General features: G+C 68.7%; 12 protein-coding genes. 8 read left to right on the plus strand and 4 right to left on the minus strand.

What is annotated here, in order from left to right:
• The first annotated feature begins 17 nt into the window (after positions 1–17).
• Both JOF42_RS02180 and ccsB read left to right on the plus strand, forming a co-directional pair.
• A complete protein-coding gene (locus JOF42_RS02180; protein WP_210096357.1) occupies positions 18–485 on the plus strand; it encodes an acyl-CoA thioesterase in 468 nt (155 codons plus the stop codon).
• A gap of 132 nt (positions 486–617) precedes the next feature.
• Positions 618–1,508 (plus strand): c-type cytochrome biogenesis protein CcsB, encoded by an 891-nt coding sequence (ccsB, locus tag JOF42_RS02185; RefSeq protein ID WP_210096358.1) that lies wholly within the window; start codon positions 618–620, stop codon positions 1,506–1,508.
• Positions 1,509–1,669: 161 nt separating this feature from the next.
• On the opposite strand, the gene JOF42_RS02190 is transcribed toward ccsB, so the two are convergent.
• Positions 1,670–3,466 (minus strand): YhgE/Pip domain-containing protein, encoded by a 1,797-nt coding sequence (locus JOF42_RS02190; protein ID WP_210096359.1) that lies wholly within the window; start codon positions 3,464–3,466, stop codon positions 1,670–1,672.
• A gap of 219 nt (positions 3,467–3,685) precedes the next feature.
• Here JOF42_RS02190 and JOF42_RS02195 point away from each other — a divergent pair, with 219 nt between their 5' ends.
• Complete coding sequence (locus tag JOF42_RS02195; protein ID WP_210096360.1) at positions 3,686–5,395, plus strand: AMP-binding protein; 1,710 nt, start codon at positions 3,686–3,688, stop codon at positions 5,393–5,395.
• 29 nt (positions 5,396–5,424) lie between these two features.
• On the opposite strand, the gene JOF42_RS02200 is transcribed toward JOF42_RS02195, so the two are convergent.
• Both JOF42_RS02200 and JOF42_RS02205 read right to left on the minus strand, forming a co-directional pair.
• On the minus strand, positions 5,425–5,817 hold the full coding sequence (locus tag JOF42_RS02200; RefSeq protein ID WP_210096361.1) for a hypothetical protein: 393 nt from the start codon (positions 5,815–5,817) through the stop codon (positions 5,425–5,427).
• Between the two features lie 120 nt (positions 5,818–5,937).
• Positions 5,938–7,410, minus strand: coding sequence for an MATE family efflux transporter (locus JOF42_RS02205; protein WP_210096362.1), 1,473 nt, complete (start codon positions 7,408–7,410; stop codon positions 5,938–5,940).
• Between the two features lie 145 nt (positions 7,411–7,555).
• Between JOF42_RS02205 and cycA the strand changes: the two genes are divergently transcribed.
• The 5 genes from cycA to JOF42_RS02230 all read left to right on the plus strand — a co-directional run bounded on the left by cycA (position 7,556) and on the right by JOF42_RS02230 (position 12,680).
• Complete coding sequence (gene cycA, locus JOF42_RS02210) at positions 7,556–9,016, plus strand: D-serine/D-alanine/glycine transporter (RefSeq protein ID WP_210096363.1); 1,461 nt, start codon at positions 7,556–7,558, stop codon at positions 9,014–9,016.
• A 96-nt stretch (positions 9,017–9,112) separates the two neighbouring features.
• Entirely contained in the window at positions 9,113–10,099 is a 987-nt protein-coding gene (locus tag JOF42_RS02215; RefSeq protein WP_210096364.1) for an aldo/keto reductase, read from the plus strand.
• Between the two features lie 31 nt (positions 10,100–10,130).
• Positions 10,131–10,784, plus strand: coding sequence for an IMPACT family protein (locus tag JOF42_RS02220; RefSeq protein WP_210096365.1), 654 nt, complete (start codon positions 10,131–10,133; stop codon positions 10,782–10,784).
• An 89-nt stretch (positions 10,785–10,873) separates the two neighbouring features.
• Positions 10,874–11,803 (plus strand): DnaJ domain-containing protein, encoded by a 930-nt coding sequence (locus JOF42_RS02225; RefSeq protein WP_210096366.1) that lies wholly within the window; start codon positions 10,874–10,876, stop codon positions 11,801–11,803.
• 211 nt (positions 11,804–12,014) lie between these two features.
• Positions 12,015–12,680 (plus strand): histidine phosphatase family protein, encoded by a 666-nt coding sequence (locus JOF42_RS02230; protein ID WP_307803508.1) that lies wholly within the window; start codon positions 12,015–12,017, stop codon positions 12,678–12,680.
• Between the two features lie 17 nt (positions 12,681–12,697).
• On the opposite strand, the gene JOF42_RS02235 is transcribed toward JOF42_RS02230, so the two are convergent.
• A complete protein-coding gene (locus tag JOF42_RS02235; RefSeq protein ID WP_210096367.1) occupies positions 12,698–13,225 on the minus strand; it encodes a hypothetical protein in 528 nt (175 codons plus the stop codon).
• Positions 13,226–13,245 lie beyond the last annotated feature (20 nt).

Consider the following 13,245-nt stretch of genomic DNA (forward strand, 5'->3'; position numbering starts at 1 on the left):
GCTCCTACCCTCGGAGCATGGCGAAGCAGAAGACACCCGAGTGGCAGTGGTCCGAGGACGGCATCAACTTCCGCACCCGCAAATGGGTGCGCCCCGAAGACCTCAACGCGAACGGCTCGCTGTTCGGCGGGAGCCTGCTGAAGTGGATCGACGAGGAGGCGGCGATCTACGCGATCGTGCAGCTGGGCAATTACCGTGCGGTGACGAAGCACATCTCGGAGATCAACTTCGAGGCGTCGGCCGTGCAGGGCGACCTGATCGAGATCGGTCTGCAGGCGACGCACTTCGGCACCACGTCTCTGACCATGCGGGCGGTCGCCCGCAACATGATCACCCGCAAGCGCATCCTCACGATCGAGAAGATCGTCTTCGTGAGTCTGGATGACGACGGGATGCCCACGCCGCACGGCTACAACGAGATCACCTACAACCGCGATCGGATGCCGACCGAGCGCATCGCCACGGGGACCATCCGCCTGCCATAGGCGGCGACTCGGATCTGCGGATCTCGCCAATTCGGCCGCGACGATATCTCGATAATTCCATTCTGGAATACCGGCCTTTGCGTGGCTGTGCGCACGCCGTGGGCGACGGCGTGCTCCTAATCTGGTCCGATCATGAGCGCCGATACGCTATCCCTTCTCTGCGTGTGGACAGCGATCGCGATCTACGTCTTGGCATTCCTGTTTTACGGTTTCGACCTTGCAAAACGCTCAGATGAGACCGCTTCTGATCTCCGCACGCGTTCGATCCATGCACGAATAGGCACCTCGCTCACAGTCCTGGGTTTCGGGTGCCATCTTGCTGGGGCGCTTCTCCGAGGTCTCGCCAGCGGGCGGGTGCCCTGGTCGAATCTCTACGAATTCGCGATGACCGGAACGCTCCTGATCGTGCTGGTCTACCTCGTATGTCTCATCCGGATCGATCTGCGCTTCCTGGGCACATTCCTCACCGGCCTGGTCGTCGCTCTGCTCGGACTCGCAACGGCCGGCTTCTATGTCGAGGTGACCCCGCTCGCTGAGCCCCTGAAGTCGGTGTGGCTCGTCATCCACGTACTCGTGGCGTCGCTCGCCACGGCGATGTTCGCCATCGCCGCATCGCTGTCTGTCGTTCAGCTCCTCCAGGCTCGACGTGAAGCCGCCGCACACGCAGCCGCGAACGGAAGATTGGCCCGAGCGCTGCGCACTGTACCGTCCAGCGAAAGGCTGGAATCTCTCGCGTACCGGTGCACTACGTACGGCTTTGTCCTCTGGACCTTCACCATGATCGCGGGGGCGATCTGGGCGCACAGCGCCTGGACCCGTTACTGGGGTTTCGACGTGAAGGAGACGTGGACGTTCATCATCTGGGTCGTGTACGCCGGATACATTCATGCCCGGTCCACTCGAGGGTGGCGGGGTGCGCGTTCGTCGTGGTTGTCGATCATCGGCTTCACTGCCGTGCTCTTCAACTTCACGGTCGTGAACATCTTCTTCAAAGGACTCCACGCCTATTCGGGCATCTCGTGAGGCTGCGCTGTGCCACCCACCGAGTGGCTGCGGCGAAGCCACCGGGACGTGCGCCCGGAAGGAGATCTCTCGCTTCACAGGACCGTCCTGTGGATCCGGTCCTTCTGAACGAGAGATCTCCTTCCGGGAGCGCGGTGCGACGGGCTCACGCCCGGACGGACTCAGTCCGTCGCGCGGCTGTGACTGACGCGGTGGCCGATCCAGAAGCCCAGGGCGATGAGTCCGACCAGCGCGATGCCGAGCATCCACGGCAGCATCGAGGGTGCGGCACCGGCTGTGGCCGTCGCGAGTGTCCCTGACCCGTCGGCGATCAGACCGTTTCCGTCGGCGAGGTCGGAGGCGCCGGCTTCGAGTCTGTCTCCGCCGTCGGCCAGGTCGCCTGTTCCCGCGGCGACCGTCGCCGCTCCGGCCGACAGCTCGCCGACGCCCGTGCTGAGCTCCGACGCGCCGGATTTCAGGGTCGCGGTGCCCTCCGCGAGCCTTGTGGCCCCTTCATCGAGAGTCGTCGCTCCCGAGCTGAGCCGCACGGTGCCGTCATGCAGAGACGTGGCCCCGGCGGAGAGCGTGTCGAGCCCTGCAGCGAGGCGATCAGCTCCGGCCCAGAGGTCTGCGGTTCCTGATTTCAGCGGCTCGAGGCCCGCGGCCAGCCTCAGCGCGCCACCGGACAGTCGGGTCGCTCCCGCGCTCAGCGGCTGTGCGCCGTCGGCGAGGCCCGCGGCACCCGCCGAGACCTTCGAGGTGCCGCTCTGAAGCTGACCGGCACCCGCCTCGAGCTTCGCAGCGCCCGAGGCGACACCGGAGGTGCCCGTCTTGAGCGCCTGCACCCCCGAGACGAACGCCGGGGCGCCCTTGGTCGGATCGACGAGCGCGACGGTGCCCGGCCACCCCTTCGCGGCGTCGCCGTTGACGAGTGCGTTCGCACCGCCGGCGACCTGCTGAGCCCCGGCCGCGGCCTGGATGGTGCCCTGGGCGAGCAGAGGCGCGGCGGCGGCAGCGCCCGCGATGCCGTCGACCTGCGCATCCACTCCCGCTGCGAGAGCCGCGAGGTCGTGCAGCTGCGTGTTCGCCGGATCCGCGGCGGCCATCTGCGCCACAGCGTCAGCCAGCTGCTGCGCATTCGCCGGCGCTCCGTGGGCGGCGTCGGTGATCGCCTTCGCGGTCGCCGGGCTGGCGAGGGCCTGCAGCTGCGGGGTGACCGCAGCCGCGAGCGACGAGTTGAGCTGCGTCGCACCGCCGAGCACCTGGCCGGCGACCTGGTGCGCCCCGGCGACCCCGGTCGCGAGGCTCTTCGCGCCGTCGAGCACCGATTGCGTACCGGCATCGACGGCCTGCGCACCTGCCGTGAGGTCGCGGGCGCCGCCGACGAGCGACTGAGCTCCCTCGTCGGCGAGCTGGGCGCCCGCCGCGACCTGCTGGGCGCCGTCGAGTACCTTCTTCGACCCGGCATCGACGGCCTTCGCGCCGTCCGACAGCTGCTGAGCGCCGTCGAGTGCGGTCTGCGCGCCGGCATCCGCCTTCGTGAGTCCCGCCTCGAGCCGATCAGCACCCGACAGCGCAGACTGTGCACCTGAGCTGAGGCGCGCCGCACCATCTGCGGCGTTCGAGGCACCGGCCGCGAGCGTGTCCGCGCCCTCAGCGAGCGCGGCGGCCCCGGTCGATGCGCTCTGCGCACCGGCCGCCACCTTCTCCGAGCCCGCATGCGCGCTGGTGGCGCCGGCGGCGAGGTCTTCTGTTCCGGAGGCGAGCTTGTCGGCTCCCGACGACAGGTCGACGGCTCCGGCCGCGAGGTCGGCCGACCCGTCGCGCGCCGTGGTCGTGCCGTCGGCGAGCTCGGCGGCTCCGGCGGCGATCTTGCCTGTGGTCAGGAAGAACAGGATCACCATCGCGGCCAGCAGCAGGCTGAGCACGATCACGGCGATGCGCATGCCGATTCCGTGCGCGTGGGGCTTTGCACTCATCATTGAGGACTCCCGGGGTCAGTGGCGTCGTTGCCACCGGCGAGTGTATGGGCGCTCTTCGCAGGCTCCGCACAGGTTTGCCGCATGGAACCACGTTCCATCGATGGTGGGATTCAGTTTCTTGTCGGAATACCACAACCGTCGTCGACTGTGCGTCGGCGAGCGGTGATCGCGGACATGCTCGAAGATGGAGTGGTCCGTCGAGCAAGGGAGCCCCGAATGAGCCGCAGCGCCACCGCAGCCACGACCGCGATCCGAGAGATGCGCGACTTCCTGTTCGCGAATGCCACGGACTATGAGGCGGCTCGCGAAGGATTCGCCTGGCCGACGCCCACGGAGTTCAACTTCGCCCTCGAGTGGTTCGACGTCATCGCGGGTGAGACCCCCGACCGCCCGGCCGTGCAGATCGTCTCGGCCGACCTCAGTCTCGAGTCGTGGAGCTACGGCGACCTCTCCGCACGGTCAGACCAGGTCGCCGCCTGGCTGACCGGCCTCGGCATCCGTCGAGGCGACCACGTCATCGTGATGCTCGGCAACACGATCGAGCTGTGGGAGGTGATGCTCGCGATCACCAAGATCGGCGCGGTGTCGATCCCGACCTCGACGCTGCTCTCGGCATCCGACCTCGCCTACCGCGTCGAGCACGGCCGCGCCCGTGCGATCGTGACCCTGGGCTCGCTCGCCGAGCGCATCGCCGACATCGACGCCGACGTGCTGCGCATCGGCGTGGGCGACGGCATCCCCGCCGAATGGGCTCGGTTCGACGAGTCCTCCGATGCACCGACGACGTTCCAGCCGGATGCCGCGACTCCCGCCGATGACACGGCCCTGCTGTACTTCACCAGCGGCACGACCAGTCGCCCGAAGCTCGTGCAGCACACCCACGTCTCGTACCCGATCGGGCACCTGTCGACCATGTGGTGGCTGGGCGTTCGACCCGACGACGTGCATCTCAACATCTCGTCGCCGGGGTGGGCGAAGCATGCCTGGTCGAGCTTCTACTCGCCGTTCCTCGCCGAGGCGACCGTGTTCGTCTACAACTACGACCGCTTCGACGCGAACACCCTCATGCAGGTCATGGACACGCACCACGTCTCGACGTTCTGCGCCCCGCCGACGGTGTGGCGCATGCTGATCCAGGCCGACCTCGGCCGGCTCACCCACCCGCCGCGCGAGCTCGTCGGAGCGGGCGAACCACTGAACCCCGAGGTCATCGATCGGGTGCGTGAAGCCTGGGGTGGAACGATCCGCGACGGGTTCGGGCAGACCGAGATGACGGCGTGCGTGGGCAACTCCCCCGGCCAGGTCGTGAAGGTCGGATCCATGGGTCGCCCACTGCCCGGCTACCCGGTCGTGCTGCTCGACCCGGCGACCGGCGAGCTCGCGGAGAGTGAGGGCGAGATCGCGCTCGACCTCGCGCATCCGCCCGCAGGGCTCATGGCCGGGTACTACGACGACCCCGAGAAGACGGCCGAATCGCGCGTCGGCGGCTACCACCACACCGGCGACATCGCCCAGCGGGATGCCGACGGCTACCTCACCTACATCGGGCGGGCCGACGACGTGTTCAAGGCCTCCGACTACAAGATCTCGCCGTTCGAGCTCGAGTCGGTGCTGCTCGAGCACGATCTCGTGATCGAGGCCGCGGTGATCCCCAGCCCCGACCCGACGCGACTGGCGGTACCGAAGGCCTACGTGTGCCTGCGCACGGATGCGGTGGAGGCCGAGGCGGACGCCGCCCGGTCGATCTTCGCGTACGCCCACGACCGGCTCTCGTCGCACCTGTGGGTGCGCATCATCGAGTTCGTCCCGGAGCTGCCCAAGACGATCTCGGGCAAGATCCGCCGCGTCGAGCTGCGCGCCAGAGAGGCCGAGCGCGTGACCTCGGGCGACGAGGCCGCACAGCACCGCGACCGCGACTACCGCTGAGGCCGCACCCGCGGGCTCAGCCGGCGAGCTCAGCCGGCGAGTGCGGGCTGGGATCCGGTGCTCGGTGCCGTCGTCGCGCGCGGAGCAGGCTGCGGCTCGGGCGCATCGGCGAGGGACTCGGCCCGTGCGGTTCGTGCGGCCTGACGCGCCGGTTCTCCGGCGCTCACGATCGCGCGCACGACGGCGCCGATCACGAGCATCGCGGCGAGCACGACGCCCGACACGAGCAGCGGCATCCACTGGCTCGCGAAGGATGCCGTCGAGCTGAGCATCGCGCTCGGGATCCACAGACCCACGGCTCCACCGGCGAGTCCTGCCGCGCCGCGCATGATCGCGACTCCGGCGACGATCGCGCACAGCGCCGCGAGCACGGCCCCCACCACTCCGATCGGCACCAGTATCGATGCCAGTTCGCTTGCCATTCTTGATGACGTCATCACGACCCCCCGGTCAGACGGACTCTCCGTATGACCAACACTACGAAGTGTCGGCATACAGGGCATCCATCTCAAGGATGATGTTCCGCAACTGTGACGAGTTGTTCAGCGGCGCTTCAACCGGGCGAACCGCGACGCCTTGATCACGCGCACCGGCTGGGTGACCACCGCATCGACGACCATCGAGCCGTCGGTCGGTCCGATGATCGCCATCGTCGACGTCTCAGTCGACTCGATCGGGTCGACGGGCATGCGGCCGAGGTCGCGGTGGGCGCGCACGTACGCCGGCACCAGCAGGGCGATCGCGCCGAGCCAGGCCAGGGGGTTGCTGAGCGCCACGCCCTCGAAGCCGATCATCGCGCCGAGCACGAGAGCCGCGCCCACGCGCATCACGAGCTCGACCACCCCGGTGACCGTGGGGATGAGCGTGTGGCCGAGCCCCTGCAGCGCGCCGCGCAGCACGAAGAGCACCCCGAGCGCCCAGTAGCCGCATCCGTTGATGATGAGCATGAGGTGCGCGAGCCGCACGACCTCGTCGGACCCCTCGCCCACGAACAGCCGCACCATGGGCGCACCGAACGCGATGATGAGGGCGCCGAGCGCGACACCGGCGCCGATCGCCATCCAGGTGCCCTCGATCACACCACGGCGGATGCGGTCGGGGCGGCGTCCGCCGAGATTCTGCGCCGCGTACATCGACGACGCGAGGCCCAGCGATGACAGGAACGCCACGGCCAGGCCGTCGACCCGGGAGGCCGTCGTGTAGGCGGCGACCGCCTCGGAGCCGAGGGTGTTGAGGGCGACCTGCACCACGAGCGTCCCGATCGCGATGATCGATGCCTGGAAGCCCATCGGGAGCCCGAGCCGCAGGTGCTCCCGGAAGTCCTCGCGCGTGACATGCCAGTCGGCTCGGCGCAGGTGCAGCATCGGCAGGCGGCGACGCACGAACTCGAGGCAGAGTGCGACCGAGACCGCCTGGGCGACGACGGTCGCGAGCGCAGCTCCGCCGACGCCCCATTCGAGCGGGCCGACCATGAGCACGACGAGACCGACGTTGAGCGCGCATGACACGGTGAGGAAGATCAGCGGTGTGCGGGAGTCGCCGATCGCGCGGATGATCGCCGAGAGGTAGTTGAAGAACATCGTCGCGCTCGCGCCGATGAAGCTGATCTGCGTGAAGGTGGTCGCCTCGGGCATGAGCTCGGCCGGCGTCTGCAGCAGCGCGAGCACGGGGGCGGCGATCAACGGCGCGACGATCGTCAGCACGACACTCGTGACGCCGGTCAGGATCACGCCGGTCGCGACCGACCGTCGCACCGCCGCACCGTCGCCCGCGCCGAACGCCTGGGCGATCGGGATCGCGAAACCGCTGGTGAGGCCCCAGGCGAAGCCGATCAGCAGGAAGAGCAGGCTTCCCGTGGCACCGACGGCCGCGAGCGACTCGACGCCGAGGTGGCGGCCGACGACGACGGCGTCGGCGAACTGGTACATCTGCTGCACGACGTTGCCGAGCAGCAGCGGGATCGAGAACGAGAGGATGACACGCCACGGGCGGCCCGTGGTGAGAGAGGTGGCCATGGAGGAAGCGGCTCGCAGAACTGGGGGATGATCGGGGGTCGAACCAGGATATCGAATCGATTCGGTTAACTGCCATACCCGATCGGCAAGTACGGTCGGAAGGATGCCGCAGCGGGACGCGGCACGGAACACCGGAGGTTCGACGATGACGGCACAGAACACGGAAGGATCCGTCGGGGTGGACGGAACCGCCGACGGAGAAGAGCAGCACCTCAAGCGGGCGCTGAGCAACCGACACATCCAGCTGCTCGCGATCGGCGGGGCGATCGGCACCGGCCTGTTCATGGGCAGCGGCAAGACGATCTCGGTCGCAGGCCCCTCGGTGATCTTCGTCTACATGATCATCGGGTTCATGCTCTTCTTCGTCATGCGGGCGATGGGCGAGCTGCTGCTGTCGAACCTCAAGTACAAGTCGTTCAGCGACTTCGCGAGCGACCTGCTCGGCCCGTGGGCCGGCTTCTTCACCGGATGGACGTACTGGTTCTGCTGGGTCGTCACCGGAGTCGCCGACGTGATCGCGATCGCCGGATACACGGATGCGCTGTTCCCCGGCATCCCGTTGTGGATCCCCGGCGTGCTCGTGATCGTCATCCTGCTCGCCCTGAACCTGCCCACCGTCGCCGCCTTCGGCGAGATGGAGTTCTGGTTCGCACTCATCAAGATCGTCGCGATCGTCGCGCTCATCATCACGGGTCTCGTGATGATCTTCACCGGCTTCCAGCACGACGCCGGCACGGCGAGCTTCGCCAACCTGTGGGACCACGGCGGCATGTTCCCGCACGGCTTCATGGGCTTCGTCGCCGGCTTCCAGATCGCGGTGTTCGCGTTCGTCGGTGTCGAGCTCGTCGGCACGGCCGCGGCCGAGACCAAGGACCCCGAGAAGAACCTGCCGAAGGCGATCAACGCCATCCCGATCCGCATCCTGCTGTTCTACGTGGGCGCGCTCGTCATCCTGATGGCCGTCACCCCGTGGACCGAGTACGTCGCCGGCGAGAGCCCCTTCATCGCGATGTTCGCCCTCGCGGGCCTGGGCATCGCCGCGACCGTCGTGAACCTCGTCGTGCTGACCTCGGCGATGTCGAGCGCGAACTCGGGCATCTACTCGACCTCGCGCATGGTGTTCGGTCTCGCGAAGGACGGCGACGCCCCGCGCATCTTCGGCCGCCTCTCGAAGCGCCGCGTGCCGCAGAACGCACTGTTCCTGTCGTGCATCCTGCTGCTCTCGGGCGTCGTACTGCTCTACGCGGGCAAGGACATCGGCACGGCCTTCGACATGGTCACGACGGTGTCGGCCGTGTGCTTCATGTTCGTCTGGACGATCTTCCTCTGCAGCTACCTGGTCTACCGGCGCCGGCGCCCCGAGAAGGTGGCCGCGTCGACCTTCCGGATGCCCGGCGGAGTGTTCATGGTCTACGTGGTGCTCGCGTTCTTCGTGTTCATCCTGTGGGCACTCACGACGCAGCCCGACACGCTGACCGCGCTGCTGGTGACGCCGATCTGGTTCGTGCTGCTGCTCGTGGCCTGGCTGTTCGTGCGCAGGACGCAGAACCACCTGACGCGTCACGCGAAGCACATCGCGTACCTGCGCGACGACTCGGTCGAGTAGTCGGGGGCGACTCACGCGGCTCTGAGAGAGGTTCCGACAGGCCCTCCCTCAGCGCCGCGAGCGAGCGTAGCGTCAGTCGCAACGAAAGGACTCGACATGCACACTCGCACACTCGGACAGGGACTCGAGGTCTCGGCCGTCGGCCTCGGCTGCATGGGGATGTCGCAGAGCTACGGCCCGAATCCCGGCAGCCGCGACGAGATGATCGCCGTACTGCGTTCGGCACTCGACCAGGGAGTGACGTTCTTCGACACGGCGGAGGTCTACGGCCCCTACGTCAACGAGGAGCTCGTCGGCGAGGCGCTGGAGCCGATCCGCGACCAGGTCGTCATCGCGACGAAGTTCGGCTGGCGCATCGAAGACGGCAAGAGCGTCGGGCTCGACAGCCGGCCCGAGCAGATCCGTCGCGTCGCCGAGGAGTCGTTGCGGCGCCTGCGCACCGATGTGCTCGACCTCTTCTACCAGCACCGCGTCGACCCGGAAGTGCCGATCGACGACGTCGCCGGCACGGTCGGTGAGCTGATCGCCGAGGGCAAGGTGCGTCACTTCGGACTCTCCGAAGCATCCGCCTCGACGATCCGCCTCGCGCACGCGGTGCAGCCGGTCACCGCACTGCAGAGTGAGTACTCGCTGTGGACCCGCGACCCCGAGGATGAGGTGCTCCCCACGCTCGCCGAGCTCGGCATCGGCTTCGTGCCGTTCAGTCCGCTGGGCAAGGGGTTCCTCACCGGCACGGTCGACCAGACCACCTCCTTCTCGGACGGAGACATCCGCGGCACCATCCCGCGCTTCAGCGAGGCGAACCGCGCCGCGAATCAGGCCCTCGTGGGTCACGTCACCGCACTCGCGGAGGCGAAGGAGGCCTCATCGGGCCAGATCGCGCTCGCCTGGCTGCTCGCCCGCGAACCGTTCATCGTCCCCATCCCCGGCACGAGGCGCACCTCGCGCATCGCCGAGAACGCAGGAGCGACGGCCGTCGCACTCTCGGCCGACGAGATGGCCGATCTCGACGAGCTCGCGGCGCGCGTCGGGGTGCAGGGCGACCGCTACAACCCGCAGCAGATGTCGTTCGTCGACCGTTGAGCAGGCGCCGGCGCTGGGTAGTCTGAGGCGGATGACTCCGCCCCGCAGCTACCCGGCGACGATCGCCGCGCCCGTGGAGCACGAACTCGTCATCAAGAAGTCCCGCTTCATCGCGACCGTCGAGCCGGTCGGGTCGGTCGAGGAGGCGGATGCCGTGATCGCCCGCCTCCGCAAGCAGTGGTGGGATGCCCGACACAACTGCACCGCGATGGTGACCGGTCTGCTCGGCGATCAGGCACGGTCGTCGGATGACGGCGAGCCCTCGGGCACAGCCGGGGTGCCCATGCTCGAGGTGCTGCGCCGCCGCGAGCTCACGGATGTCGTGGCGGTGGTCACTCGCTACTTCGGCGGCGTGAAGCTCGGCGCCGGCGGTCTGGTGCGGGCGTACTCGTCGGCGGTGTCTGAGGCGTTGGATCTCGCGGCGCTCGTGAACCGGCAGTCGCTCACCCAGGTCACGATCAACGTCGCGCATGCGGATGCAGGACGCTTCGACAACCTGCTGCGCGACTGGGTGCAGCATCATGGCGCGACACTCGGCGACACCCGGTACGGTGCGCTGGCGACGCTCGAGGCCTGGGTACCAGCAGACGAGCTCGATCGACTCGCGGATGACATCGCGGCGGCGTCCGCCGGAGCCGTCGTGCCGGTGATCGGCGGCGAGCGCATCATCGACGTGCCCGTCTGATCGCCCGAGCGCTCGCGCACCCGCGGTGATCAGGCGAATCCACAACGGCAGCCGGATATTCTGGATGCCGCGATCTCGGAAGGAGAGCGATGTTCGACAGCCCGCTCTCGGCTTCTGCCTACGAGATCCTCGGGGTGGACCCGTCGGTCGACGACGTCGAGCTGCGGCGTGCGTACCGGCTCCGCCTCCGCGAGACGCACCCGGACACCGGAGGCGACGCGGCCGTGTTCATCCAGGTGCAGCGCGCGTGGGAGCTCGTCGGCACCGCCGAGAGCCGCGCCGCGTACGACCGCCGCAGCGGTGCGCATCCCGGCATCCCGTCGGAGCCGGAGTGGAGCGGATGGCGCCCGCAGTCGGCCACGCGCACCGACACGCGCCCCCGGGCACGCTCCTACGGCCACCCGGGCGGCTGGCGGCGGGAGCGCTACCTGTCGCTGATCCGCGAATGGGCTGGCCGAGGCGTCGAGGTGCCCGACCCGTACGACCCCGCCCTGGTCCGCTCGGCCCCGCGAGACCTGCGTCGACTGCTCGCCGATGCGCTGGCAGAAGAGGCGACCGCCCGCACGGTGAGTGCGCTCGGCATGGGCTTCACGGTCTGGCACGACGTGGCCACAGGCGCGGATGCCGACGACAAGCTCGACCACGTGGTGCTCAGCCCGTCGGGCCTGTACGGCGTGATGTCGGAGGACTTCGGCGGCGTCGTCGGCTTCCGACGCGGTGAGATCACCGGCCCGAGCCTGGGCACCCGCGCACCCGTCACCGCGGCGCTCTCGCGCATGCGCACGGTGGCCAAGGCCGCGCGGGTGAAGTTCGGCGGAGTGATCATCGTGCTCCCCGACGACGACCTGTCGCAGGCCGTCACGCCGCTCGGCAGCAGTCGTGGAGTGCCCGTCGTGGTCGTGCGGCGCAGCGCGCTCGCGATGGTGCTGCGCCAGGGCGTGCCCGGCGCCCGGGCGATCGGCGGCAATGAGTTGTTCGACGTGCGGACGCGCCTGCAGCAGACCGTCACGTTCGTCTGAGCCGGTTCCGCCCTCTCACGGCCCGGTCGGCCACGGCATCCACCCGTCCCGTTTCGGCATCCACCCGTCCCGTTTCGGCATCCACCCGTCCCGTTTCGCGGGTCCGGCCCCGTTCTGCGGACGAACGCCGCCCCTTTGCCCGCAGAACGGGACGACGTCCGCAGATCGGGCCGGGCTGTGCCCCGGGAGGCGTCCGGACTACGGTTGCGGTGTGCCTGCGCTCCCCGAGTACGACCCCCTGCCCGATCGTCCTGCGCCCGACAATCCCTCGGGAAAGCTCGTGCTTCTGCGCCACGGAGAGACGGAATGGTCGAAGGCGGGCCTGCATACGGGGCTCACCGACATCCCGCTCACGGCCCGAGGCGAAGATCTCGCCCGCGGTGCAGGACAGCTGGTCGCCGACTACGACTTCTCACTCGTGCTGTCCTCACCTCTCGAACGCGCTCGGCGCACGGCCGAGCTCGCCGGTCTGCACGCCGAGGTCGATCCGCTTCTCGTCGAATGGGACTACGGCGGATACGAGGGTCGCACGACGAAGGACATCCGTGAGGAGCTCGGCTACGACTGGAGCGCCTTCACCCACGGTGTGATCCGCGGCGCCACACCCGGCGAGACCGTCGAGGAAGTCGCGGCCCGCGCATCCCGCGTGCTCACTCGGGTCCTGCCGGCGCTGGCCGAGGGTGACGTGGCCCTGGTCGCGCACGGGCACTTCCTCCGCATCCTCACCGCCGTCTACCTGCGGCTCGCCCCTCGCTTCGGTGCTCAGATCACGCTGGATGCCGGGTCGGTGTCGGTGCTGAGCTTCTACCGCGAGCAGCCCGCGATCCTGACCTGGAACTACGGCCTCGAGCTGCCTCTCGCGCCGTCGGAGTCCTGACGCCGACCGATCGGGGTTCAGCCCAATCGCTGCAGCGACAGGGCATAGATCGTGGGAGCACCCTCGAGGTCCATCGCGATCCGCATCCCGGTGGCCGTCGTGGTGATGTCGAATGCGATCGTCTCGTTCTCGCAGACGATCGGGTCCGCAGAGGGCTCCTCGTCGAGGCCGCTGGCCGTCAGCGTGATGACGCCGTCGCCTCGGCAGGCGAGCTGCGCCTGATAGGCACCCGCCTCCTGAGACTTCAGGTCCGCCGTGTGATGAGCCGAGGTGTTCTCGCTCAGCCACCCCGAGAGGATCGGGCCGGCCCCCTCGGCATCCGATCCGGGAACCGCCGTCTCGGCCCATTCCCGGATCTCGTCGACCGGAATCGGGAGCAGGGCTTCGTCGGCGTCCGCCGCATCCGTGCTGACGGTGGGCGCGGGTGTCGAGGCCGATGGAGACGGCGATCCGGTGGCTGAACCCGAGGGCTCCGCCGCGCATCCGGCGAGCGCCGCGCCCGCCACCAGGATCAGTCCGATCGTCGTCGCTCGTCTCGTATCCATCCCTCCACGCTACGTGTCTG

This window comes from Microbacterium phyllosphaerae (genome assembly GCF_017876435.1).
GTDB classification, from domain to species: Bacteria; Actinomycetota; Actinomycetes; order Actinomycetales; family Microbacteriaceae; genus Microbacterium; species Microbacterium phyllosphaerae.